We start from the raw sequence: 24,355 nt of genomic DNA on the forward strand, positions 1-24,355 counted from the left end.
GAACAGGCGAGGGAATGCGCGAGTGCTGCGCATAGAAACGGCCGATTGCCCGGGACGTGGATGCTGTGAGCCGCAAGGCTCCCTTCCCCGCTATCAGGAGATCGACTTCAATGATCATCGATATCAGCTGCTATCCCACGGATCTCGTGGACCTCGCCTGGAGGCATGACGGTGACCCGTTCACCGGCGAGCGTCTGCTGGAGATGATGGATGGCCCGTACATGGTCAACGGCAAGCCTCGCCGCATCGACAAAGCCTTCATCCAGCCACCGCAGGGCAACACCATTTACACTTGGACCGACGGCGAACTGTCGGGCCGCGAATCCATCGACGCCTACATGGCCTACACCCTGAAAATGGTCCAGACCTACCCGGACCGCTTCATCGGCTGCTTCGTCTACAACCCGCGCTGCGGCGTGGAAAATGGCGTCGAGGCGATCGAGCGCTACGTCAAGGAACACGGTTTCAAGATGGTGCAGATGCAGGCCAACATGCACGCCTACCGTCCCGACCGCGCGCTGGACTGGGTCCGCCCGGCCTTCGAGAAATGCGCCGAGCTGGGCATTCCGGTCAAGCTGCACACCGGCGACGGGCCTTACAGCATCCCGTCGGAATGGGTGCCGATGATCAAGGAATTTCCCAACGTCGATTTCATCATGGCTCACTTCGGCGTGCAGACCGGCGGCGTCTACGTATTCGAACCGATGCAATGGGCGATGGAGCTGCCCAACGTCTACTGCGAGTCCGGCTGGTGCCTGCAATCGCGGATCGTCGAATTCGCCAAAGTCCTGCCGACCCACAAGATCCTGTTCGGCACCGACACCCCGCCGAACGAACCGGGCATGTGGCTGCGCCTGCTTGAAGTGCTCTGCCACGAGCCGCCGCAGGGCCTGAACCTCGACGAGGACACCCTCGAAGATTACCTGGGCAACAACACCGCACGGATGATCGGCCTCGAGCCGTCCCCGCCGCCGCGTTCCGTTTCCGAAGCAGAGGCGCAACTCAAGCGCCCCGTCACCACTCAACTGGCCAGGAGCTGAACCGATGATCATCGACACCCATCTGCACCCCACCAACCTGGTCGACGAGGCCTGGCGCCACACCGGCGAACCGTTCACCGGCGAGCGCATGCTCAAACTGATGGACGGCCCGTACATGATCAACGGCAAGCCGCGCCGGATCGACATGGGCTTCATCCAGCCGCCACCGGGCAACACCGGTTATCGCGACGGCAACCGCCGTGGCCGCGAGGGCGTGCGCGACTACATGTCGTATGTCGCCGAACTGTGTGTGAAGTATCCGGACCGCTTCATCGGCAACTTCAACTTCAACCCGCGCTGGGGACCGGAAAACGGTGCGGCGGAGCTGGAATTCCACATCAAGGAATACGGCTTCAAGATGCTCAAGCTGCACGCCAACATGCACGGCTATCGCCCGGATCGCGCACTCGACTGGCTGCGTCCGGCGATGAAAGTCTGCGCCAAGTACAACATCGTGGTGCTGATCCACACCGGCGACGGCCCGTACACCATTCCGACGATGTTCTACCCGATCATCCGCGAGTTCCCGATGGTCAATTTCATCATCGGTCACTTCGGTATCCAGACTGGTGGCAACTACTCGTTCGAGGCGTTCTGGATGGCGATGGACACGCCGAACGTGTACTGCGAGTCCGGCTGGTGCTTCCAGTCGCGGATCGTCGAGTTCGCCAAGGAGCTGCCGCGCAACAAGATCGTGTTCGGCACCGATTCGCCGCCGAACGAACCGGGCATGTGGCTGCGCGAACTGGAAGTGCTGTGCTCGCCGGCACCGCAGGGCCTGGGGATCGACGAGGATCACCTTGAGGATTACCTGGGCAACAACATCGCCCGGTTGTGCGGGATCGAACCGACCCCGCCACCCAAGGATCTGGCCGAGGCGGACATTCGTCTGACCACGACCTACCTCTAAACCCGTACACAGCGACTTTACAGGCGCGAAGATGACCCGGCGTTCGCTCGACCGGCAGGCCAACGGCTTGTCGACCGAACGCCAGCCTCACCCCTGCGCGCCTGCTTTTTACGAGGTGAAACCATGACCCGTTCGACACTCGGCGACTCTCAGGATTTTCACGTATTCATCGACGCCTATCGCCGCCAGTACCCGGACGATGTGCTGACCATCACCCAACCCCTTTCTGCCGATCAGGACGTCACCGCCCTGGTCGATGCCCTCGCCACTCAGGGCCGCGATCCGCTGCTGATCTGCGAACACGTTGGCAACCTCGGCGTGCCGGTGGCGACCAATCTGTTTGCCTCCCGTCGGCGTATTGCCCGGCTGTTCGGCGTCAGCGCCGCGCAGTTGCACGAAACCTTCCAGACCCGCGCCAACCAGCCAATCGCGCCGCGCTACGTCGAAACCGGCCCGGTGCTCGACGAGGTGTTCGAAGGCGAAGCGCTGGATCTGGCGCTGCTGCCGATGCTCAAACATTTCGACAGTGATCGCGGCCCGTACATTACCAACGCGATCATCATCGCCGAGGACCCGCAGACCGGTATCGCCAACATGAGCTACCACCGCTCGATGCGCCACGCCCGTCAGGCGTTGGCCACCAGCCTGCATTCACGCGGGCACCTGTGGCGGATGTTGCAGACCGCCCGTGAACGTGGCGAAGAATTGCGCGTAGCCATGGTGGTTGGCGCGCACCCGTTGTTCATGCTCGCCGCCGCAGCTCGCTTGCCTTACGGCAGCGATGAACGCGCGGTGGCCGGCGGGTTGTTCGGTGCGCCGCTGGAACTGGTCAAGACCCCGCGCTACGGCATCGGCGTGCCGGCTTACGCCGAGTTCGTGCTCGAAGGCGCGATAGACCCGACGGCCTATGCCGAAGAAGGTCCGTTCGGCGAATTCAGCGGTTATTCCTCGGATCGCTCGACCAACAACGTGCTGCGCGTCGACACCTTGTTGCGGCGCAAGGACGCCTGGCTGGTGGACGTGATGGGCGGACGTTACGCCGAACACCTGACCCTGGCGCGGCTGCCCCGTGAAGCGGAAATGAGCGAGAAGCTCAAGGCGCGCTTCCCCGCCGTCACCGCCGTGCATTACCCGAACTCCGGCACGCATTTTCACTGCTACGTGGCGCTGGATCAGAGCCGTGACGGCGAGGCCCGGCAGATCATGCTGGCTCTGCTCGGCTGGGATCCGTACCTGAAAACCGTGATCGCGGTGGACAGCGATATCGACCTCACCGACGACAGCCAGGTGCTGTGGGCACTGGCCACGCATTTCCAGCCGCACCTCGACATCTTCACGATTGACGGTTTGCCCGGCAGCCCGCTGGACCCGTCGTCCTCGGTCAATGGCACCACGTCGCGCATGGGCCTGGATGCCACGCGCGGTTCGGGGTTCGACGGGATCAAGGCGCAGCTCGATCAGGAGGTGCTGGAACGCGCGCGGCAACTGCTTGAAGGTCTGCCATCGTGAACCGTCAGCGGATGGTGGTCGGCATCAGCGGCGCGTCCGGGTTCATCTACGGCGTGCGCCTGCTGGAGTTGCTGGCCGAGCTGAACATCGAAAGCCACTTGATCATCAGCCGCGCCGCGCTGCTGACCATGGCCCACGAAACCGACTACAAACTGGCGGACGTCACCGCCCTCGCCAGCCACTACCACCGCGCTGATGACGTGGCCGCCGGGATCGCCAGCGGTTCGTTCCGTTGCCTGGGCATGGTGGTTGCGCCCTGTTCGATGAGGACGCTGGCGGAGATCGCCACCGGCACGTCATCGGGGCTGATCGGCCGCGCCGCCGACGTCACCCTCAAGGAGCGCCGCACCCTGGTGCTGATGGCCCGCGAAACCCCGCTGACCCTCGCCCACCTGCGCAACATGACCGCCGTCACCGAGATGGGCGGGATCATCGCGCCGCCGGTGCCGGCCTTCTACGCCCGCCCCGACAGCCTGGCGCAAATGGTCGACCACAGCCTCGGCCGCGTCCTCGACCTGTTCGGCCTCGACGCCGGCGTCGCACTGCGCTGGGGTGAAACCCCGGCCCCCAGCCAAATCCAGCCTCACTCCCCTTCACCGTGCACCGGTCTATCACTACCAAGGAGCCTCACATGAACACCCCCTTCAACGCCCCGACCCCGAACACCAAAATCCCGGTCACCATCCTCACCGGGTTCCTCGGTGCCGGCAAAACTACCCTGCTCAACTACATCCTCAAGGAGAACCACGGCCGCAAGATCGCGGTGATCGAAAACGAGTTCGGCGAAGTCGGCATCGACGGCGATCTGGTGCTCAGTTCCGAGACCGAAGAGATCTACGAAATGGTCAACGGCTGCGTCTGCTGCACCGCCGAAGTCCGCGAGGATCTGGTGCGCATCGTCCGCGAACTGGTGGCACGTCCGGTGCGGCTCGACCATATCCTGATCGAGACCAGCGGCCTGGCCGATCCGTACCCGGTGGCCCAGAGTTTCTTCATCAACGACCCGATTGCCGAGGAAGTCGAACTCGACGCCATCGTGACCATGGTCGATGCCAAGCACATCGCCCAGCATCTGGAAGACCTGCAACTGGACGGCGTCGACAATCAGGCGGTGGATCAGATCGTCTGCGCCGACCGCATCGTCATCAACAAGGTCGATCTGGTCAGCGCTGAAGAGGTGGAAACCCTGCGCGGCAAGATCCGTGGATTGAACGCCACGGCAGATCTGGTGACCTCGACCCACGCGCAAATCGACCTGTCGAAAATCCTCGGCATCGGCGCCTTCGAATGCACGCAGAAGCTGATGGAAATCGGTGCCGAACCTGACCATCACGACCACCATGAACATCACCACGACGAACCGGATCACGAACACGACCCAAGCGTGTCCTCGGTGGGCATCGCCGTGGACGGCGCCGTCAACCTGATGGCGTTCCACCGCTGGATCAGCGAGTTGCGCAGTGCTCAGGCCGACAACCTGTACCGCATGAAAGGCGTGCTGGCGGTGGCCAACGAAGACCAGCGCTACGTGCTGCAAGGCGTGCACAGCCTGGTGGAGTTCCGCGCCTCGACCGCGTGGGGCTCCGAGCCGCGCTCGAGCAAGATCGTGTTCATCGGCCGCGACCTGGATCGGGCGGCGCTGAACCAGGGCTTCGCCGCCTGCCTGGCCGGCTGAAACCCGGCATCGGAGCCGGTGGATGGCGGTTCCGGGCACACAGAACGAATACCCCTCTGTACCGAATAACAACAGCTAGAGGTGATTCCCCATGTCGTCAGCCAGTTCCTCCACCGTCCACCCCGTCGACCGCGTTTTGCCGGTGCGACAGATGCTCACCCTCGGCCTGCAGCACATGGCCGTCTCGTACATCGGCGCCATCGCCGTGCCGTTGATTGTCGCCAGTGCCCTGAAGATGTCTCACGCCGACACGGTGGTGCTGATCAGCACCACGCTGTTCTGCTCCGGCATCGCCACCCTTTTGCAGACCGTCGGTTTCTGGAAGTTCGGCGTGCGCCTGCCGATTCTGCAAGGCGTGGCCTTCAGCAGCGTCGGGCCGGTGATCGCCATCGGCAGCAACCCGGAGGTGGGTTTCGCCGGGGTCTGCGGGGCGGTAATCGGCGCGGGGATTTTCACCATGCTGATCGCGCCGTTCGTGGGCCGACTGCGACGGTTTTTCCCGCCGGTGGTGACCGGCTGCATCGTCACGGTGATCGGCTTGCAGCTGTTCCCGATTGCCTATGAATGGGTCGGTGGCGGGCGTAACGCGAGCAATTTCGGCGCGCCGGCATTTCTCGCCGTGGCGGTGGTGGTGCTGCTGACCATCCTGCTGGTCAACCGTTATGGCAGCCCGTTGCTACGCAACATGGCGGTGCTGGTGGGGATGCTGGTGGGCGCCGGTCTGGCTTACGGCCTGGGCATGGGCAACTTTCACAGCGTCGAGGACGCACCGTGGCTGACCGTGCCCTACCCGTTCTATTTCGGCCTGCCGACTTTCAGCCTGATCCCCATCGCCACCATGGTGGTGGTGATGATCGTGCAGATGGTCGAATCCATGGGGCTGTTTGTAGCCATCGGCGACATCGTCGACAAACCAGTGGAAGACAAACAGGTCATCAACGGCCTGCGCGCCAATGGCTTGGCCAGCACCATCGCCGGGATGTTCGCCGCGTTTCCGTTCATTGCCTTCATGGAGAACGTCGGGCTGGTGATCCTGACCGGTGTGCGCAGCCGCTGGGTGGTGGCGATCAGCGGTCTGCTGATGTGCTCGATTGCGCTGGTGCCGAAAGCCGGGGCGATCATCGCCTCGATGCCGACCGCCGCGCTGGGCGGTGCCGGCATCGCGATGTTCGGCGTGGTTGCAGCGGCCGGGATCCAGACCCTGGCCAAGGTCGATTACGAGCGCAATCGCTACAACGTGCTGATCGTCGGTTTCACCATCGCCGCCGCCCTGGTGCCGGTGCTCGCCCCGACCCTGTTCAAACAACTGCCCGAGTGGTCACAGCCGTTCCTGCACAGCAGCGTGGTCATCGCCTGCCTGGTGTCGGTGCTGCTCAACGCGGCGCTCAACGGCGTCAGCGTGCCAGAAACCACACCCGGCAAATCCGCCTCGCACATCCTCTGACTGGAGCTGCCCATGACTCGACTTCAAAATATCCTCATCAAGAATCCCGTAGCGGTGATGACCGGCCTGCGCGGTCCCCGGGCCCGGGCCGGCGTCGTGGACATCCGCGTGGTCAACGGCCGGATCGCTGAAATGGCCGCCAACCTTGAGCCGCAACCCGGTGAACGAGTGATCGACGCGCGTAATTCGGTGGTCTATCCGGGCTGGATCAACACCCACCATCACCTGTTCCAGAACCTGCTCAAAGCCGTGCCCGAAGGCTTGAATCAGGACCTGCAAGGCTGGCTGGCGAGCGTGCCCTATCCGCGCCTGAACCGCTTCACCCCGCAACTGGCGCGGATCGCCGCACGGCTGGGGATGGTCGAACTGCTGCTGTCCGGCGTCACCACCTGCGCCGATCACCACTACCTCTACCACGCCCACGGCAGCACCGAGACCGGCGACCTGCTGTTCGACCTCGCCGAGGAATTCGGCCTGCGTTTCGTGCTCTGCCGTGGCGGTGCGCTGGAGTCGGCCAGCGCGCATCCGGGCTTCTCGAAAACCGCGCTGCAACCGGAATCCCTGGAGCAAATGGTCGGCGATATCGAACGGCTGAAATCGCGCTACCACCAAGACACCCCGGATGCCATGCGCCGGGTGGTCGTGGCGCCGACCACGCCGACCTTCTCGCTGCCGCCAACGCTGCTCCGTGAACTGGCGCACACCGCCCGAGGCATGGGGTTGCGCCTGCACACGCACCTGTCGGAAACCCAGAACTACGTGAATTTCTGCCGCGACAAGTACAACTGCCTGCCGGTGGAATTCGTCGCCGAACACGAATGGCTCGGCCCGGACGTCTGGTTCGCCCACGCCGTGCACCTGCAACCGGGGGAAATCCGCATGCTCGCCCAGACCGGCACCGGCGTCTCCCATTGCCCGGTCAGCAACGCCCGACTGGGCAGCGGCGTCGCGCCGATCCCGCAAATGTACGAGGCCGGCGTGCCGATCTCCCTCGGCGTCGACGGTGTCGCCTCCAACGAATCCGGAAGCATGGTCGGCGAAGCCAACACCGCGTGGCTGATCCACCGCGCCGAACAAGGCGCCTCGGCCACCACCGCCGAAGATGTCATCCACTGGGGCACGGCCGGCGGCGCGCAAGTGCTCGGCCTCGGCGCGGTCGGTACGCTGGAAGTGGGTCAGGCAGCGGATCTGGTGATCTACAGCCTCGACCATCCACGCTTCTACGGCTTCCACGACAGTGCCGTCGCACCGGTCGTCGCGGGTGAGCCGATTGCCGTGAAATACAGCCTGGTGGGTGGGCGGATCGTGGTCGATGACGGCGTGATTCCGGGGCTGGATATCGAGCGGATGCGGGCCGAGGCCTGGGAGGGTGTGCAGGCGATGATTAAGGTCGATGACTGATGCATCTTCGGTGGGAGCGGCGGTGCGACGATTCGTCTCGTCGGCTCCCACCAGCGGCATTAGCGCCTTGCGATTTTGTCGACTAACGTTAGTACCTCATCGGATTGAGCCCCTGCCGGCTACACCGGGCTCTTGATCAAGGAGAGACTGATGACATCCAACCGCCACATCGAACAGACCTATCGCACCTGGTCCAGCCCCATCCTGCTGGAGCTGAAAAAGCGCGAGCACGAGATGGCGCCGGCCGAACGTCAGGCGCTTGAGAATGTGCTGGTGGAAAGACGATTGCTGGACGTTGGCAATCCGAATGGCAGTAACCGTCGCAGAGGTTCGGCAAACAACAACGATAGGCCTGGGTAATCGCTAGCCAATGTACAGAATCTGTGGGAGCAAAATCGCTCCCACAGATAAAACTTTGCCCGGCTTTTGAATGTTTTGTCGATTCACCCAGCGCTGCCGGTGTTCACGCCGCCCGTTGCCCTCCCGCCACCGCCGCCGAAGCCGCCAGCATCGCCCGCAACAACACCGCACACCCGGCTGCCAGATCGTCCGGGGCGGCGTTTTCGATTTCGTTGTGGCTGATGCCGCCTTCGCACGGCACGAAGATCATGCCGGCCGGGCCGAGTTCGGCGAGGAAGATTGCGTCGTGACCGGCGCCGCTGACGATGTCCATGTGCGACAGACCCAGACCTTTGGCGGCGCCGCGCACGGCTTCGACGCAGCCCTTTTCGAAATACAGCGGCGGGAAGTCGGCGGTCGGGGTCAGCTCATAAGTCAGGCCGTGTTCTTCGCAGGTGGTTTCGATGACTTGCTTGACCTCGGCGATCATCGAATCGAGGCGTGCCGGTTCCAGATGCCGGAAGTCGAGAGTCATGCGCACTTCGCCGGGAATGACGTTGCGCGAACCCGGATAGGCTTGCAGGCAACCGACCGTGCCGCAGGCGTGGGGCTGATGACCGAGCGCTGCACGATTGACCGCGCCGACGATTACCGAAGCGCCAACCAGAGCGTCCTTGCGCAGGTGCATCGGGGTCGGGCCGGCGTGGGCTTCGACGCCGCGCAGTTTCAGGTCGAACCACTTCTGCCCCAGTGCGCCGAGCACCACGCCGATGGTTTTCTGTTCGTCCTCCAGGATCGGGCCTTGCTCGATGTGCGCCTCGAAATAGGCGCCGACCTTGTGCCCGCTGACCTTGCGCGGCCCGGCGTAGCCGATGGCGTTCAGCGCTTCGCCGACCGTTACGCCATCGGCATCGACCTTGGCCAGGGTTTCTTCGAGGGTGAATTTTTCGGCGAACACGCCGGAGCCCATCATGCACGGGGCAAAGCGCGAGCCTTCTTCGTTGGTCCAGACCACCACTTCCAGCGGGGCCTCGGTTTCCACGCCGAGGTCGTTGAGGGTGCGTAGCACCTCGACCCCGGCCAGCACGCCGAAGCAGCCGTCGAACTTGCCGCCGGTGGGCTGGGTGTCGATGTGGCTGCCGGTCATCACCGGTGGCAGGTTCGGATTGCGTCCGGAGCGGCGGGCGAAAATGTTGCCGACTTCATCGACCGTGACGCTGCAACCGGCGTCCTTGCACCACTGCACGAACAGGTCGCGGGCCTGGCGGTCGAGGTCGGTCAGGGCCAGGCGACAGACTCCGCCCTTGACCGTGGCGCCGAGCTTGGCCAATTCCATGAGCGACGCCCACAGGCGGTCGCGGTTGATGTGCTGATGGGTCGATTGCAGAACGTCTACGGCTGCGTTCATGGGGATCTCCTCAGGCAGTTCTTATGGGAATTACAACGGCGATTTGACGGGCACCGGAGTCGCACGCATCGCGCACAACCCGTAATAGATCAACCCGCCCAGCGCCGAGCCGGTGAACCAGCCGTAGCTGTAGAACCAGCTGAATGCGCTGCTGCCCAGCGACAGCAGGGTCAGCACCACCGGCACGCCGAAGGCGATGAACCCGGCCCAGTTCCACGCCGGGTACACGTCGTCGCGATACAGGCCGGCCAGGTCCAGTTGCTGTTTCTTGATCAGGAAATAGTCCACCACCATGATCCCGGCAATCGGCCCGAGCAGACTGGAATAACCCAGCAGCCAGTTCGAATACACGGTTTCCAGGCTGACATCGGAGACGATCAGCCCAAGCTTTTTCAGCAGTTCATGAGCCATCAGCGCCAGCCCGACGAACCCGGTGAGGATCACCGCTTTGGTGCGGTTGATCACCTTGGGCGCGATGTTCTGGAAGTCGTTGGTCGGCGAAACGATATTCGCGGCGGTATTGGTCGACAGCGTGGCGATGATGATCAGCGCCATGGCCACCGCAACCCACACCGGGCTCTGGATATGGCCGATCAAAGTCACCGGATCGGAGACGCTGACGCCCACCAGTTTCACCGAGGCGGCGGTCATCACAACGCCCAGTGCGGCGAACAGGAACATGGTCAGCGGCAGACCGAAAATCTGCCCGAGGATCTGGTCCTTCTGGCTGCGGGCATAACGGCTGAAGTCGGGAATGTTCAGCGACAACGTGGCCCAGAAACCGACCATCGCCGTCAGCCCGGCGGCGAAGTAGCTGACCACGCTCGCACCTTCAGGACGCTTCGGCGGAATCGCCAGCAGTTCAGTCATCGACACATTGGGCATGGCCCACACCAGCAACCCGATGCCGACCGCCACCAGCAGCGGCGCCGAGAGGGTTTCCAGCCATTTGATCGACTCGGCGCCACGAATCACCACCCACAAATTCAGCACCCAGAAGATCATGAAACCGATCACCTCCCCCGTCCCGCCGAGGGATTTCCAGCCTTCGAACACCGAGCCGAGAAACAGGTGAATCGCCAGCCCGCCGAACATGGTCTGGATGCCGAACCAGCCGCACGCGACCAGCGCGCGGATCAGGCACGGCACGTTGGAGCCGAGAATCCCGAACGACGAGCGCAGCAGCACCGGAAACGGAATCCCGTACTTGGTGCCGGGAAACGCGTTGAGCGTGAGGGGAATCAGGACGATGACGTTGGCAAACAGAATCGCCAGCAAGGCCTCGCCGACGCTCAAACCGAAATACGCGGTAAGGACGCCGCCCAGGGTGTAGGTCGGCACGCAGATCGACATGCCGACCCACAGCGCGGTGATGTGCCATTTGTTCCAGGTTCGTTCGCGCACCTTGGTCGGTGCCATGTCGTGGTTGTAACGGGGACTGTCGAGGACGTCGCTGCCGGCTTCGAGTTCGAACAAGCCGTCGCGCTCGGTCACTTGCGATCTGTTCTGTTGCATGGCCGCTCCACTGTTCTTCTGATTATTTTTTTGCTCATCAGGCGGCTGCACACGCAGGTGCGAGCCGGACGATGGCCGGAGGAACTGACAACCTTCATGCACCGGCCAAGGTGTCAGCGGCGGCATCAATAAACGTGCCGGGTGCCCCGCTTGCGCATCGGGCCGTGCTTTTCATTTCTTGTAACCAACTGATGTTTATCAGTTTTAATTATTCACCTGGTGAGGCCGCGAACACTTGACTGAACACTCAGGCTAAATGCCAGGCAAGTTGTCCGAACTGTCAGGACTCAATCTGGTGCACCGCACTTTTTTTCATCATGGGCGATCAACCGCAGCTCAACTTCAAGCGGCTGATTTCACATAGGAAATCTTGCTCATATTTCCAACCTGTCAAGTGCGTCAAAATGGTGAAGTGCCTCACCATTTTGGTGATTTATGATTTTTATCGTTATTTATCAGTAAGTTAAAACAGTCATAAGCTTATAAAAAATAATCTTGATCAATTGCAGAACTGCGACTAGCGTCTATTCCTGACAGCGCTGACAAGATTACGCATTTGGCGCTGCAAACAATAAAACACTAGAACCGGCACAAGTCGGTCATGCCTGCGAGGAACTCGGAATGTCTCTGTTGATCCGTGGCGCCACCGTTGTTACCCATGATGAAAGTTACCGCGCCGATGTCTATTGCGCTGACGGCGTGATCAAAGCCATTGGTGAAAACCTGGATGTTCCCGCCGGTGCCGAAGTGCTCGACGGCAGCGGCCAATACCTGATGCCCGGCGGCATCGATCCGCACACCCACATGCAACTCCCGTTCATGGGCACCGTGGCCAGCGAAGACTTCTACAGCGGCACCGCCGCAGGCCTGGCCGGCGGCACCACGTCGATCATCGACTTTGTGATTCCCAATCCGCAGCAGTCGCTGCTCGAAGCCTTTCACCAGTGGCGCGGCTGGGCGGAGAAGTCGGCGTCGGACTATGGCTTCCACGTCGCGATCACCTGGTGGAGCGAGCAGGTCCGCGAGGAAATGGCCGAGCTGGTCAGTCATCACGGGATCAACAGCTTCAAGCATTTCATGGCCTACAAAAATGCGATCATGGCCGCCGACGACACGCTGGTGGCGAGCTTCGAGCGCTGCCTGGAACTCGGCGCGGTGCCGACCGTACACGCGGAAAACGGCGAGCTGGTCTATCACCTGCAACGCAAGTTGATGGCCCAGGGCATCACCGGACCGGAAGCGCATCCGCTGTCGCGGCCCTCGCAGGTTGAAGGTGAAGCCGCGAGCCGGGCGATCCGCATCGCTGAAACCATCGGCACGCCGCTGTACCTGGTGCACGTCTCGACCAAGGAAGCCCTCGACGAAATCACCTATGCCCGCAGCAAGGGCCAACCGGTCTACGGCGAAGTGCTGGCCGGGCATCTGCTGCTGGACGACAGCGTCTATCAGCACCCGGACTGGCAGACCGCCGCCGGTTACGTGATGAGCCCGCCGTTCCGTCCGCGCGGGCACCAAGACGCGCTGTGGCATGGCTTGCAAAGCGGCAATCTGCACACCACCGCCACCGACCATTGCTGCTTCTGCGCCGAGCAGAAAGCCGCCGGTCGCGACGATTTCAGCAAGATCCCCAACGGCACCGCCGGCATCGAAGACCGCATGGCAGTGCTGTGGGATGAAGGGGTGAACTCGGGACGCTTGTCGATGCAGGACTTCGTCGCCCTCACCTCCACCCACACTGCGAAAATCTTCAACCTCTACCCACGCAAAGGCGCAATCCGCGTCGGCGCCGATGCCGACCTGGTGCTGTGGGACCCGCAAGGCACCCGCACCATCTCCGCCAAGACCCACCATCAGCAGGTGGACTTCAACATCTTCGAAGGCAAGACCGTGACCGGCGTGCCGAGCCATACCGTCAGCCAGGGCCGGGTGGTCTGGGCCGACGGCGACCTGCGCGCCGAGCGTGGGGTGGGCCGGTATATCGAACGGCCGGCGTATCCGGCGGTGTTTGATTTGCTGAGCAAGCGGGCTGAGTTGCACAGGCCGGTTGCGGTTAAACGCTGAAATCCACGCCTTCGGCCATCGCTGGCAGGCTAGCGCCCACAGGTGTACGCATTCCAAATGTGGGAGCCAGCCTGCTGGCGATGAGGCCAGTTCAGACACTACAAAAAACCACTGCCCGACAGAGGCAGAAAACCTCAATTAACCGTGAGGCAAAAAACCGTGATCGAGACCCTGAACCATCTCCCGCACCCGCACGAAAGTGCGGCCGCCCTCGCCGGCCATTTCACCGATCTGGCGCCGCCGCTCAACGACCGTCAGGCGCATCTGGAAGCCTCGCGCTGCCTCTATTGCTACGACGCGCCTTGCGTGAATGCGTGCCCGAGCGAGATCGACATTCCTTCGTTCATCCGCAATATCCATCAGGACAACGTGCCCGGCGCGGCGCAGAAAATCCTCTCGGCGAATATCCTCGGCGGCAGTTGCGCCCGCGTCTGTCCGACCGAAATCCTTTGCCAGCAAGCCTGCGTGCGCAACAACGCCCACGAATGCGCGCCAGTGCTGATCGGCCTGCTGCAACGCTACGCCGTGGACAACGCGCATTTCACCGAGCACCCGTTCCAGCGCGCCGCGGCTACGGGCAAACGCATCGCCGTGGTCGGTGCCGGCCCTGCGGGTCTGTCCTGTGCTCATCGCAGCGCCATGCACGGGCATGACGTGGTGATTTTCGAGGCACGGGAAAAGGCCGGCGGACTCAACGAATACGGGATCGCCAAGTACAAACTGGTCGACGACTACGCGCAAAAGGAGCTGGATTTCCTTCTGCAAATCGGCGGCATCGAAATCCGTCACGGCCAGAAACTCGGTGAAAATCTGACCCTCAGCGAACTGCACCAACAGTTCGACGCGGTGTTCCTCGGCCTCGGCCTGAACGCCAGCAAGCAACTCGGTCTGGCCCACGAAGACGCCCCCGGCCTGCTCGCCGCCACCGACTACATCCGCGAACTGCGTCAGGCCGATGACCTGTCGCAACTGCCGCTGGCCGAACATTGCATCGTCCTCGGCGCCGGCAACACCGCCATCGACATGGCCGTGCAAATGGCCCGTCTCGGTGCCCGAGACGTCAATCTGGTCTATCGCCGTGGCGCGGCGGACATGGGCGCCACCGGCCATGAACAGGACATCGCCAAGGCCAATCAGGTGCGGCTGCTGACCTGGGCACAACCGGACGAAGTGCTGCTCGACGCTCAAGGCAAGGTGCGCGGCATGCGCTTCGCCCGCACCCATCTGGTGGAAGGCCGCCTGCAAACCACTGGCGAGACTTTCGAGCTCGCCGCCGATGCAATCTTCAAAGCCATCGGCCAGGCCTTCGACGGCAGCGCCCTCGCCGACCCGCTGGCCCGCGAACTCAAGCGTCAGGGCGAACGAATCCAGGTCGATGAAAACCTGCGCACCAGCATCCCCGGCGTGTATGCCGGCGGCGACTGCACCAGCCTCGATCAGGACCTGACCGTGCAAGCGGTGCAACACGGCAAGCGCGCCGCCGAGGCGATCAATGCTCAACTGATGCTCAACGTGGAGGCTGCGTAAATGGCCGATCTCTCGATTGTCTTCGCCGGTATCAAAGCCCCCAATCCGTTCTGGCTGGCCTCCGCGCCGCCGACCGACAAGGCCTACAACGTGGTGCGCGCCTTCGAAGCCGGCTGGGGTGGCGTAGTCTGGAAAACCCTGGGTGAAGACCCGGCGGCGGTCAACGTGTCGTCGCGCTACTCGGCGCATTACGGCGCCAACCGCGAAGTGCTGGGCATCAACAACATCGAACTCATCACCGACCGCTCGCTGGAAATCAACCTGCGTGAAATCACCCAGGTGAAGAAGGACTGGCCGGATCGCGCGCTGATCGTGTCGCTGATGGTGCCCTGCGTCGAAGAGTCGTGGAAACACATCCTGCCGCTGGTGGAAGCCACCGGCGCCGACGGCATCGAGCTGAACTTCGGCTGCCCCCACGGCATGCCCGAGCGCGGCATGGGCGCGGCGGTCGGTCAGGTGCCGGAGTACGTCGAGCAGGTCACGCGCTGGTGCAAGACCTATTGCTCGCTGCCGGTGATCGTCAAACTGACGCCGAACATCACTGACATCCGCGTCGCCGCCCGTGCCGCGCACCGGGGCGGCGCCGATGCGGTGTCGCTGATCAACACCATCAACTCGATCACCAGCGTCGATCTGGAACACATGGTTGCCCTGCCCACCGTCGGCAGCAAAAGCACCCACGGCGGGTATTGCGGCTCGGCGGTCAAACCGATTGCGCTGAACATGGTCGCGGAGATCGCCCGCGATCCGCAGACCCAGGGCCTGCCGATCTGCGGCATTGGCGGCATCGGCAGCTGGCGCGATGCGGCGGAGTTCATCGCTTTGGGCAGCGGCGCAGTGCAGGTGTGCACGGCGGCGATGCTGCATGGTTTCCGGATTGTCGATGAAATGAAGGATGGTTTGTCGCGGTGGATGGACAGTCAGGGTTACGCCAGCATTGCCGAGTTCTCCGGGCGGGCGGTGGGCAACACCACGGACTGGAAGTACCTGGACATCAACTATCAGGTGATTGCGAAGATCGACCAGGAAGCGTGTATCGGTTGCGGGCGTTGCCACATTGCTTGCGAGGACACTTCACACCAGGCGATCAGCAGCCTGAAACAGGCCGATGGCACGCATAAATATGAAGTGATCGATGATGAGTGTGTGGGGTGCAATCTGTGTCAGATCACTTGTCCGGTGGCGGACTGCATCGAGATGGTGCCGATGGAAACGGGCAAGCCGTTTCTGGACTGGAATCATGATCCGAGGAATCCCTACCACGTTGCGGTCTAGATCGCGTGTGGATCCAGAAGTCCCCTCACCCTAGCCCTCTCCCAAAGGGAGAGGGGACTGATCGGGGGATATTGACGAACTGCACCGACGTGAACGATCTGTTTTGAATCCATAACCGAAACTGCTGGAACTACGCTGTGAATCCATAATCGACCCGGTCTTGCAGGTCGATGTAGCTCGCAAGACACCTCGGTCGGCTCCCTCTCCCTCCGGGCGGTCCGACGTTTCGGGAGGGCTGGGGTGAGGGTTAGCTTTTGACTTTTTTCAGGGCTCCAATCCAATCCCCCGCAAAATCACACTGGTCACCGTCTGCACCGCCCGCTCGAACTGCATGTCCGTCAACGGCTGGTGCTCATTCAAAATATTTACCTGATGATCAAAGTCCGCATAGTGCTGCGTCGACGCCCAGATCATGTACAGCAGGCTCGACGGCTCCACCGGCAAAATCCGCTTGTCCTCGACCCACTGGCGGATCTTCGCCTCTTTCATCTTCGCCCAGTCATACAGGCTCACATCCAGCGCTTCACCGAGGGTCGGAGCACCGTGGATGATTTCGTTGGCCCAGACTTTCGAGCCATACGGCCGGCTGCGCGAGTGGTTCATCTTGGCGCGGATGTAGCTGCTGAGCACCACGCGCGGATCGTCGAACATCTCGAAGCACAGCGCGTCCTGTTTCCACACTTCCAGCAGGTCGAACAGCACCGCGCTGTACAGCTCGCTCTTGGTTGAAAAGTAGTAATGCAGATTGGATCGCGGCAGCTGCACTTCAGCAGCAATATCCGCCATGGCGGTGCCGCCGAAACCTTTTTCGGCGAAGACTTTTTCCGCCGCCAGCAGGATCTTGTCGACGTTGGTGCGGCGGATTTCGATCTTGTGATTGCCCATGAGGGCTCCCTGAAGACAACGTTGTTGAAGACTAGCATCCGCTCTGGGCAAGGGGCGACAGCCGAGAACGATTCTTCACACACTTGGGCTTTTTTCTGGTTTAGGATCGCCCTCCTTCTCCCCGTCAGACACTGAAGGATCCTGTCCATGACCATTCGAAAGCGCATCGCTGCGGATGATCCGCAGCTCGCCGCCCTGTGGGAGCGCTCGGTCCGCGCCACCCACGATTTCCTCTTGGAAGACGACATTCGCCGGCTGTTCCCGCTGCTGCGTGACACCTACCTGCCCGCGCTGGACGTGCAGGTTTTCGAGAACCCCGATCACTCCCCGGCAGGCTTCATCGCCACCGACGACGACACCGTGCAGATGCTGTTCATCGACCCGGCGTTTCGTGGCCAGGGTATCGGCCGACGCCTGCTCGACCACGTCCGCCGCCCGTTGCTGAAGGTCGACGTCAACGAACAGAACCCGCAGGCCCACGGCTTTTATCGGCACTACGGCTTCGAAGACATCGGCCGCTCGGCACTCGACGGCGAAGGCCGGCCGTTTCCGGTCATTCACATGCGCCTGAAAGACCTGTGATCCAGGTTCTATACTCAGCCCGCCATTTCACTGAAAGGAATCTTTCCATGTCGATGAAAAAACTGTTCACCGCTGGCGCGCTGCTGGCTTCGCTGGTCGTCACTTCCCAAGCCTTCGCCCACGCCCATCTGAAAAGCCAGACCCCGGCCGCCGACAGCACCGTCGCGGCGCCGACGGACCTGCGTCTGGTGTTTTCCGAAGGCGTCGAAGCCAGCTTCACCAAAGTCACCGTGACCCACGACGGCAAGCCGGTGGCGGTCAAACCGCTGACCACCGAAGGCGACAAGAAAACCCTGATCGTCACCCCCGAAACACCACTGACCGCTGGCGAGTACAAGGTCGAATGGCATGCGGTGTCGGTCGACACGCACAAAAGCGAAGGCGCCTATCAGTTCAAGGTTGGCCAGTAATTCATGAGTGAAGCGCTGGTGCTGTGCCGGTTCCTGCATTTCATCGTGGTGTTGATGCTGTTCGGGGCCTGGCTGTTCCGGCCACTGCTGCTCAAGGGTGAAGCGTCGGCGCTGGATCGGCGTCTGGCGCAGCTGACTCGCTGGCTGGTGGCGATTGCCCTGGCCAGCGGCGTCACTTGGGCATTGTTGATTACCGCCAGCATGGCCGGTTCGGCGGCTGCCGCGTTTGATCCGGCCACTGTCGAGCTGGTCCTCGGTCACACGTTTTTCGGTCAGGTCTGGCGCTGGCATCTGTTGATCAATGCCTTGTTGCTGGCGTTGCTGTTTACGCCTTGGCGTTCGAACCGGCCATTGCGGCTGGGCCTGAGCGCGCTGTTGCTGATGACGCTGGCACCGGTCGGTCACGGCGCGATGCTCGATGGTTTCAGCGGGCAGATGCTGATCCTCAATCAAGTGATACACCTGACCTGCGTTGGTGCGTGGCTCGGCGGGCTGCTGATGCTGGTGATGATCCTGCGTCAGTCCGGCGAAACGGTGCGTGAAGTGCTGCAGCGGTTCAGCGGACTCGGCTATGTGTTGGTCGCAGGACTATTGATCACCGGGCTGATCAACGTGCGCGTGCTCACCGGCCAGTGGTGGCCGACGCCGCTGTTCTCGGGGTTCGCCCTGATCCTGTTGATCAAGGCGCTGCTGGTGTTCGGCATGCTTGCACTGGCGCTGTTCAATCGCCTGCGGATCAACGATTGCGAACAACGCATCGACACCCTCAAGCGCAGCGTCATGCTCGAATGGCTGCTGGGAATCGGCGCCGTGGCGGCGGTGTCCGTGCTCGGCACCCTGCCGCCGATGATCGCTGCCTGAGGTCAGTGTTTCTGGGTGTCGCCCGCCGCCGTATCAATGCTGACTACCACCGACATCCCCGGCCGCAAGCGCTCGCTCTCCTGCTGATCCGGATCGATGGTGATGCGCACTGGCACCCGCTGGGCGATTTTCACGAAGTTGCCGGTGGCGTTGTCGGCCTGCAACAACGCGAATTCGGAACCGGTGCCCGGCGAGATGTGCTGCACGTGGCCGGTGAATTTGCGGTGGTTCAAGCCATCGACGGTGAAGCTCGCCGGTTGCCCGACGCGCACATTGTCCATCTGGGTTTCCTTGAGGTTGGCGATCACCCATTTCTGGTTCGGTACCAGCGCCATCAACTGCGCCCCGGAGTTGACGTAGGCGCCGAGACGCACGCCGATCTGCCCAAGCTGACCGTCGCGCGGGGCAATGATCCGTGTGTTGGACAAATCGATCCGCGCCAGTTGCACCGCGGCATCGGCGCTGGCCACCGCCGCTTCCAGAGAGCCGCGATTGACGATCACCGTTTGCAGATCCTGCCGGGCGATTTCCAGATTGGCCTTGGCCTGCGCAACCGCTGCAATGCTTTGCGCGTTGGCGGCCAGCGCCACGTCCATCTCGCGCTTGGACACGGAGCCGTCATTGACCAGCGCCTTGTTCCGTCGCAAGTCAGCCTCGCTTTTGCGCAGCTGCGCTTCGCTGTCGGCCACCACCGCCTGCCGCAGCTTGATCGTCGCCTCGGCGCTGTTGCGCTGCTGCACCACGTTGGCCAGCGAGGCCTTTTGCACCGCCAGTTGTGCCAGCGACTGGTCGAGGCGTTGCTGATAGATGCGGTCGTCGAGACGCACCAGCAAATCCCCTTCCTTCACGAACTGGAAATCCTGTACCGGCACTTCAAACACATAACCGCTGAGCTGCGGACCGATGATCGTCACCTGCCCGCGGACCAGGGCGTTTTCGGTGGTTTCGACCGCGCTGCTGAACGGCGGCAACTGCCAGGCATAGAGCACGATCAACACGCCGACGATGGCAATCGCAGCAAAGCCCAGCGACGAGATGATCCGCACCCGCAACGAGCGCGGCTCGGTGTTCGGTGATGACGGCGGTGCCACGCCTTCAGGGGTGGCGGCGATGGCATTGGTGGTCGTGGTAGTCGGTTCGGTCATGAAGAAGTGGCACCGCTGGAAGGTACGGAAGGAGTCGGGGTGACGGCTCTGGTGGTGCTGATCAGCCACAGCGCACGGATGGAAATCCAGATCATGGTCAGGATCGCGATCACCGCGATCAGCATGAACACATCGTTATAGGCCAGTACGTTGGCCTCGCGGGTAGCCGCGTTGGCCAGGCTGCGAATGCCCGCCAGATTGCGCAGACTCGGGTCGGCGATCAGCGAACCAACCGCCGACCCGCCGCTCTGCACCCGCGCGGCGACACGCGGGTCGGACATCACCAATTGCTCGACGATGTGGCTGGAATGAAACTTCTCGCGCACGATCTGGAACGTCCCCAGCAACGCTGCGCCGATCAGGCCGCCGAGGTTGTTGCAGATCCCGAACAGCACCGAAAAGCTCACGAGGTTGCGCGGATTGGTCAGCACGTTGCGCGTACCCAGCACCATGGTCGGGCCGAGGAAGAACGTACTGCCGAACGCCAGCAGGAACTGACTGAAATACAGGTTTGCGGGTCGGGTCAGGTTGTTCGATGAGCTGTCCATGATCGAGCCGGTGGCCATCAATGCCAGCGAAACAATCAGCGGCATCAGCAGGTGTTTCGGGTCGATGGTCAGCGCACTGGTCAGCAGCCCGGCGACGCTGCCGATCAGCATCACCACGTACAGGCTATGCAGCTGCTGGCTGCTCATGTTCAGGTTTTGCATGAAGCCCACGGCGCCGGTGGATTGCTCCGAGGTCACCATGCGAATCAGGATCACCGCCAGCGCCAGCCGGATCATTACCCCGCTGCCGAGCCAGCGGGTCATCAACATCGGGTTGCTGCGGTTATGTTCGATGGCCAGCCCCGCGAGAATCAGGGCAATCGACGCGGCCAGGGCGATGCCGATCCAGTCGGCCTCCAGCCACCAGTCGATCCTGCCCAGGGACAACACGGCGCACAGCAGGGCCACGCCACTGGCAAGGATCGCAAAGGTGAGGAAATCGAGAGGTTCGAAGGTCTTGAACCGGTCACCCGGCGGCAACTTGAGCATCAATACGCAACCCAGCGACAGCAGCGCCATACCCAATTCGAACAGGTACAGGCCGCGCCATTCGGCGATCTGCAACAGGTCTTCGGAAAACAGCCGCGCCAGCGGCAAAGCCAGTTGCGAAGTGCCAAGGCCCAGTACCAGCGCCTTCATCCGCCATTTGGCCGGGAACGCCTGCACCATGTAATACAGGCCCAGCGAACTGAGCGCCGCACCGACCATGCCGTGGGCCGCACGCACGGCGACCGCCGAGTTCAGGTCATTGACGAACAGATGGCCGAAGGTCACCAGCGCATACAGCACCAGAAACACCTCGGTGAATGCGCGCAGCCCGAACTGCTGGCGAAACTTCACCAGCAGCAGGTTCATCGACACGTTGGTCATCACGTACGCCGCCGGCAGCCAGGCCATCTCCGCCGTGGTCGCCCCGAGCGCGCCTTGCAGGTAAGGCAGGTTGGCGACCACCAGCGAATTGCCCAAGCCGCCGGTCAACGCCACCAGCAACCCGACCAGCGCGTAGGCCAGGCGCTTGGGATTGGAGTGCAGCGGCGTCGAAGGGGAACCGGGCAGACTGGGCTTCTCGTGCGGCTGCCAGTTGCGCGGGGCGTATTGGTTCATTGATCGGCCTTGTACGGTGATGGCTTGAGTTTGCCGCAAAACGGCAGGCAAACCCATATCCCTGTGGGTACTGGCTCAAACGGGCCTGGGGTGGATTCGTAAATTTTGTTTAAAGGTCATCTCGCCCGCAGCGGATTTTTCCCGGGCCTGGCGAGTGCCAACCTTGCAGCACTTCTCAACCTGCAAGGTGCCCGTTATGACCATTCCTCGCTGGCAACGCTCCCCGCGTCTGCTGAAAAACCTGCTGGCCGCCGCGCTGTTGCTGCCCGCCCTCGCCTTCGCTCAGGAACGCCCGTGGCCGGATGGCTCGCAACTGGTGATTTCGGTGTCGATGCAATTCGAAACCGGCGGCCAGCCCGAAGGCGCTGAAAGCCCGTTCTCCGGCACACCGCTGGCAAAAGGTTATCCGGACCTGCCGGCGCAGACCTGGTTCGATTACGGCTACAAGGAAGGCCTGTGGCGCATGCTCGATCTGTGGGATCGCACCGGCATCAAAGTCACCTCCCATGTGGTTGGCGAGGCGGCACTCAAGCACCCGGAACTGGCCAGAGCGATTGCCGAGCGCGGCCATGAACTGGCGGCCCACGGCATGCGCTGGGCCGATTCGTACAACATGAACTACGCCCAGGAAAAACAGTTCATCGGCGACGGCGTCGCGGCGGTGGAAAAAATCACCGGCCAGCGCTCGGTCGGCTACAACGCCAACTGGCTACGCCGCAGCCCCAACACCCTGAAGGTGCTGCAGGATCTGAACTTCACCTATCACATCGACGATGTCAGCCGCGATGAGCCGTTCGTGACCATGGTTCGCGGGCGCAAATTCGCCGTGGTGCCGTACACCCTGCGCAACAACGACATCGTGCTGATCGAGGGCCGGCATTTCTCCGCCGAGCAGTTCTACCAGCAACTGGTGCTGGAATTCGATCGCCTCTACGCCGAAGGCGCGAGCAAGCGGCGGATGATGTCGGTGAGTCTGCACGACCGCATCGGCGGTACGCCGGCGATGGTCGAAGCCATGGAGCGTTTTATCCGTTACGCCCAGTCCCATTCGAAAGTGAAATTCATGCGCAAGGATCAGATCGCGCAAATCGTGCTGACCGAGAAAAACCCACTGATCGATAACACTGAAGCGCTCTACAACCAGTAAAAGCGACCGAAAGCAGCCCTCTTCACAGCGTTTGGAGGGCTGTCCGCCCACCCAAAGTCATCGTACAACATCCTGTTGACATTTCCGGAAAACCTCGCAAATATCCGCAACCATGTTGTACGACGACGTATAACAAATAATAAAAACAACAAACGAAACAGGGAGCGTCACAGTGAGCACACTCGTCTGCAATTCCGTCCGCACGTCCCGTTTTTCTGTCCCCCGCCCGCGTTCCACCCTGAGCCTGATCGGCTGCAGCAGTCTCGCCCTCGTCTTGCCGATGAGCGCCGATGCCGAAGGCTTTATCGAAGACAGCAAAGCCACCCTGAACCTGCGCAACGCCTACTTCAATCGCAACTTCGTCAACCCGAACTATCCGCAAGGCAAGGCTGAAGAGTGGACGCAGAACTTCATCCTCGACGCCAAATCCGGTTTCACCCAGGGCACTGTCGGCTTCGGCCTGGACGTACTGGGGCTGTACTCGCAGAAGCTCGATGGCGGCAAAGGTACCGGCGGTACGCAGTTATTGCCGATCCACGATGACGGGCGCCCGGCGGACAATTTCGGGCGCCTGGGCGTGGCGCTCAAGGCCAAGGTGTCGAAGACCGAATTGAAGGTCGGTGAATGGATGCCGGTGCTGCCGATCCTGCGCTCGGACGATGGCCGCTCCCTGCCGCAGACCTTTCGCGGTGGCCAGGTCACGTCTACCGAAATCAACGGCTTGACCCTTTACGGTGGCCAGTTTCGTGGCAACAGCCCGCGCAACGATGCAAGCATGGAAGACATGTCGATGAACGGCCGAGGCGCATTCACCTCCGACCGCTTCAACTTCGGCGGCGGCGAATACACCTTCAACGACAAACGCACGCTTGTCGGTGTGTGGTACGCCGAACTCAGCGACATCTACCAGCAGCAGTATTTCAACCTCAGCCACAGCCAGCCACTGGGCGACTGGACGTTGGGCGCCAACCTCGGTTTCTTCACCGGCAAGGAAGACGGCAGCGCTCAGGCCGGCGACCTCGACAACAAAACCGCGTTCGCCATGCTCTCGGCCAGATACGGCGGCAACACGTTCTACATCGGCCTGCAAAAACTCAATGGCGACGATGCCTGGATGCGCGTCAACGGCACCAGCGGCGGCACCCTGGCCAACGACAGCTACAACGCCAGTTACGACAACGCGAAGGAGCGCTCCTGGCAGATTCGCCACGACTACAACTTCGTAGTCCTCGGCGTCCCCGGGCTGACGATGATGAACCGCTACATCAGCGGCGACAACGTACACACCGGCACCATCACCGATGGCAAGGAATGGGGTCGCGAATCGGAACTGGCCTACACCGTTCAGAGCGGTCCGCTGAAGAATCTCAACGTCAAATGGCGCAACGCTACGATTCGCCGCGACTTCAGCACCAATGAATTCGATGAGAACCGGATCTTCATCAGTTATCCGATTTCGTTGCTGTAAACCCTGGCGTGACGTGAACGGAAGGTGCATCCGCCTTCCGTCATTTACACCGAAAGTCGCGTTGACAAGTTCCGGAAACCCTACCGATACTTCAGCGCAGT

General features: G+C 62.0%; 21 protein-coding genes. 16 read left to right on the forward strand and 5 right to left on the reverse strand.

Going from position 1 to position 24,355, the window contains the following annotated elements:
• Positions 1–110: 110 nt before the first annotated feature.
• The 8 genes from QR290_RS18155 (at position 111) to QR290_RS18190 (ending at position 8,339) form a co-directional block, all read left to right on the forward strand.
• Positions 111–1,040 carry an amidohydrolase family protein gene (locus tag QR290_RS18155; protein ID WP_007952852.1) on the forward strand — a complete coding sequence of 310 codons (930 nt, stop codon included), beginning with the start codon at positions 111–113 and terminating at the stop codon, positions 1,038–1,040.
• A 4-nt stretch (positions 1,041–1,044) separates the two neighbouring features.
• Positions 1,045–1,950, forward strand: coding sequence for an amidohydrolase family protein (locus QR290_RS18160; protein WP_007952854.1), 906 nt, complete (start codon positions 1,045–1,047; stop codon positions 1,948–1,950).
• 123 nt (positions 1,951–2,073) lie between these two features.
• Positions 2,074–3,459 (forward strand): UbiD family decarboxylase, encoded by a 1,386-nt coding sequence (locus QR290_RS18165; RefSeq protein ID WP_289203274.1) that lies wholly within the window; start codon positions 2,074–2,076, stop codon positions 3,457–3,459.
• A gap of 11 nt (positions 3,460–3,470) precedes the next feature.
• Positions 3,471–4,094, forward strand: a complete 624-nt coding sequence (locus QR290_RS18170) for a UbiX family flavin prenyltransferase (RefSeq protein ID WP_289205313.1) — start codon at positions 3,471–3,473, stop codon at positions 4,092–4,094.
• Positions 4,091–5,134, forward strand: coding sequence for a CobW family GTP-binding protein (locus QR290_RS18175; RefSeq protein WP_289203275.1), 1,044 nt, complete (start codon positions 4,091–4,093; stop codon positions 5,132–5,134). Before QR290_RS18170 ends, QR290_RS18175 begins: the two co-directional genes overlap by 4 nt.
• 91 nt (positions 5,135–5,225) lie before the next feature.
• Positions 5,226–6,578 carry a nucleobase:cation symporter-2 family protein gene (locus QR290_RS18180; RefSeq protein ID WP_289203276.1) on the forward strand — a complete coding sequence of 451 codons (1,353 nt, stop codon included), beginning with the start codon at positions 5,226–5,228 and terminating at the stop codon, positions 6,576–6,578.
• A 12-nt stretch (positions 6,579–6,590) separates the two neighbouring features.
• A complete protein-coding gene (locus QR290_RS18185) occupies positions 6,591–7,979 on the forward strand; it encodes an amidohydrolase family protein (RefSeq protein WP_289203277.1) in 1,389 nt (462 codons plus the stop codon).
• A 150-nt stretch (positions 7,980–8,129) separates the two neighbouring features.
• A complete protein-coding gene (locus tag QR290_RS18190) occupies positions 8,130–8,339 on the forward strand; it encodes a hypothetical protein (RefSeq protein WP_289203278.1) in 210 nt (69 codons plus the stop codon).
• A 103-nt stretch (positions 8,340–8,442) separates the two neighbouring features.
• Here the strand turns inward: QR290_RS18190 and QR290_RS18195 are convergent, their stop codons facing one another.
• Positions 8,443–9,726, reverse strand: coding sequence for a Zn-dependent hydrolase (locus QR290_RS18195; RefSeq protein WP_289203279.1), 1,284 nt, complete (start codon positions 9,724–9,726; stop codon positions 8,443–8,445).
• Between the two features lie 30 nt (positions 9,727–9,756).
• On the reverse strand, positions 9,757–11,241 hold the full coding sequence (locus QR290_RS18200) for an NCS1 family nucleobase:cation symporter-1 (protein ID WP_115078371.1): 1,485 nt from the start codon (positions 11,239–11,241) through the stop codon (positions 9,757–9,759).
• A gap of 621 nt (positions 11,242–11,862) precedes the next feature.
• Here QR290_RS18200 and hydA point away from each other — a divergent pair.
• From hydA to preA, 3 genes are all read left to right on the forward strand, one after another.
• Positions 11,863–13,302 (forward strand): dihydropyrimidinase, encoded by a 1,440-nt coding sequence (gene hydA / locus QR290_RS18205; RefSeq protein WP_289203280.1) that lies wholly within the window; start codon positions 11,863–11,865, stop codon positions 13,300–13,302.
• 159 nt (positions 13,303–13,461) lie between these two features.
• A complete protein-coding gene (locus QR290_RS18210) occupies positions 13,462–14,829 on the forward strand; it encodes an NAD(P)-dependent oxidoreductase (RefSeq protein WP_289203281.1) in 1,368 nt (455 codons plus the stop codon).
• Positions 14,830–16,104 (forward strand): NAD-dependent dihydropyrimidine dehydrogenase subunit PreA, encoded by a 1,275-nt coding sequence (gene preA, locus QR290_RS18215; protein ID WP_011334812.1) that lies wholly within the window; start codon positions 14,830–14,832, stop codon positions 16,102–16,104.
• Positions 16,105–16,368: 264 nt separating this feature from the next.
• Here the strand turns inward: preA and QR290_RS18220 are convergent, their stop codons facing one another.
• Positions 16,369–16,989, reverse strand: a complete 621-nt coding sequence (locus QR290_RS18220) for a TetR/AcrR family transcriptional regulator (RefSeq protein ID WP_115078374.1) — start codon at positions 16,987–16,989, stop codon at positions 16,369–16,371.
• A gap of 147 nt (positions 16,990–17,136) precedes the next feature.
• Here QR290_RS18220 and QR290_RS18225 point away from each other — a divergent pair, with 147 nt between their 5' ends.
• Genes QR290_RS18225 through copD form a run of 3 tightly spaced genes read left to right on the forward strand, consistent with a single transcriptional unit; the run spans position 17,137 to position 18,842 of the window.
• Entirely contained in the window at positions 17,137–17,571 is a 435-nt protein-coding gene (locus QR290_RS18225) for a GNAT family N-acetyltransferase (protein WP_115078375.1), read from the forward strand.
• Between the two features lie 47 nt (positions 17,572–17,618).
• Positions 17,619–17,981 carry a copper homeostasis periplasmic binding protein CopC gene (gene copC / locus QR290_RS18230; RefSeq protein ID WP_115078376.1) on the forward strand — a complete coding sequence of 121 codons (363 nt, stop codon included), beginning with the start codon at positions 17,619–17,621 and terminating at the stop codon, positions 17,979–17,981.
• A gap of 3 nt (positions 17,982–17,984) precedes the next feature.
• Positions 17,985–18,842: a copper homeostasis membrane protein CopD gene (copD, locus tag QR290_RS18235; protein ID WP_115078377.1), complete on the forward strand. Its 858-nt coding sequence runs from the start codon at positions 17,985–17,987 to the stop codon at positions 18,840–18,842.
• A gap of 2 nt (positions 18,843–18,844) precedes the next feature.
• Here copD and QR290_RS18240 read toward each other — a convergent pair whose 3' ends face one another.
• On the reverse strand, positions 18,845–19,987 hold the full coding sequence (locus tag QR290_RS18240) for an HlyD family secretion protein (RefSeq protein WP_007952890.1): 1,143 nt from the start codon (positions 19,985–19,987) through the stop codon (positions 18,845–18,847).
• Positions 19,984–21,639: an MFS transporter gene (locus QR290_RS18245; RefSeq protein ID WP_115078379.1), complete on the reverse strand. Its 1,656-nt coding sequence runs from the start codon at positions 21,637–21,639 to the stop codon at positions 19,984–19,986. The genes QR290_RS18240 and QR290_RS18245 overlap by 4 nt, the downstream gene beginning before the upstream one ends.
• 196 nt (positions 21,640–21,835) lie before the next feature.
• Between QR290_RS18245 and QR290_RS18250 the strand changes: the two genes are divergently transcribed.
• Both QR290_RS18250 and QR290_RS18255 read left to right on the forward strand, forming a co-directional pair.
• On the forward strand, positions 21,836–22,786 hold the full coding sequence (locus QR290_RS18250; protein WP_289203282.1) for a polysaccharide deacetylase family protein: 951 nt from the start codon (positions 21,836–21,838) through the stop codon (positions 22,784–22,786).
• A gap of 172 nt (positions 22,787–22,958) precedes the next feature.
• Positions 22,959–24,254 (forward strand): OprD family porin, encoded by a 1,296-nt coding sequence (locus QR290_RS18255; RefSeq protein WP_289203283.1) that lies wholly within the window; start codon positions 22,959–22,961, stop codon positions 24,252–24,254.
• The last annotated feature ends 101 nt before the right edge of the window (positions 24,255–24,355 follow it).

The sequence above is a fragment of the Pseudomonas fluorescens genome (assembly GCF_030344995.1).
Lineage (GTDB): Bacteria > Pseudomonadota > Gammaproteobacteria > Pseudomonadales > Pseudomonadaceae > Aquipseudomonas > Aquipseudomonas fluorescens_BF.

Excerpts from the sequence above, each read along its gene's own strand:
- QR290_RS18155 (WP_007952852.1), top strand. The coding sequence starts at position 111 with ATGATCATCGATATCAGCTGCTATCCCACGGATCTCGTGGACCTCGCC.
- QR290_RS18160 (WP_007952854.1), top strand. The coding sequence starts at position 1,045 with ATGATCATCGACACCCATCTGCACCCCACCAACCTGGTCGACGAGGCC.
- QR290_RS18165 (WP_289203274.1), top strand. The coding sequence starts at position 2,074 with ATGACCCGTTCGACACTCGGCGACTCTCAGGATTTTCACGTATTCATC.
- QR290_RS18170 (WP_289205313.1), top strand. The coding sequence starts at position 3,471 with ATGGTGGTCGGCATCAGCGGCGCGTCCGGGTTCATCTACGGCGTGCGC.
- QR290_RS18175 (WP_289203275.1), top strand. The coding sequence starts at position 4,091 with ATGAACACCCCCTTCAACGCCCCGACCCCGAACACCAAAATCCCGGTC.
- QR290_RS18180 (WP_289203276.1), top strand. The coding sequence starts at position 5,226 with ATGTCGTCAGCCAGTTCCTCCACCGTCCACCCCGTCGACCGCGTTTTG.
- QR290_RS18185 (WP_289203277.1), top strand. The coding sequence starts at position 6,591 with ATGACTCGACTTCAAAATATCCTCATCAAGAATCCCGTAGCGGTGATG.
- QR290_RS18190 (WP_289203278.1), top strand. The coding sequence starts at position 8,130 with ATGACATCCAACCGCCACATCGAACAGACCTATCGCACCTGGTCCAGC.
- QR290_RS18195 (WP_289203279.1), bottom strand. The coding sequence starts at position 9,726 with ATGAACGCAGCCGTAGACGTTCTGCAATCGACCCATCAGCACATCAAC.
- QR290_RS18200 (WP_115078371.1), bottom strand. The coding sequence starts at position 11,241 with ATGCAACAGAACAGATCGCAAGTGACCGAGCGCGACGGCTTGTTCGAA.
- hydA (WP_289203280.1), top strand. The coding sequence starts at position 11,863 with ATGTCTCTGTTGATCCGTGGCGCCACCGTTGTTACCCATGATGAAAGT.
- preA (WP_011334812.1), top strand. The coding sequence starts at position 14,830 with ATGGCCGATCTCTCGATTGTCTTCGCCGGTATCAAAGCCCCCAATCCG.
- QR290_RS18220 (WP_115078374.1), bottom strand. The coding sequence starts at position 16,989 with ATGGGCAATCACAAGATCGAAATCCGCCGCACCAACGTCGACAAGATC.
- QR290_RS18225 (WP_115078375.1), top strand. The coding sequence starts at position 17,137 with ATGACCATTCGAAAGCGCATCGCTGCGGATGATCCGCAGCTCGCCGCC.
- copC (WP_115078376.1), top strand. The coding sequence starts at position 17,619 with ATGTCGATGAAAAAACTGTTCACCGCTGGCGCGCTGCTGGCTTCGCTG.
- copD (WP_115078377.1), top strand. The coding sequence starts at position 17,985 with ATGAGTGAAGCGCTGGTGCTGTGCCGGTTCCTGCATTTCATCGTGGTG.
- QR290_RS18240 (WP_007952890.1), bottom strand. The coding sequence starts at position 19,987 with ATGACCGAACCGACTACCACGACCACCAATGCCATCGCCGCCACCCCT.
- QR290_RS18245 (WP_115078379.1), bottom strand. The coding sequence starts at position 21,639 with ATGAACCAATACGCCCCGCGCAACTGGCAGCCGCACGAGAAGCCCAGT.
- QR290_RS18250 (WP_289203282.1), top strand. The coding sequence starts at position 21,836 with ATGACCATTCCTCGCTGGCAACGCTCCCCGCGTCTGCTGAAAAACCTG.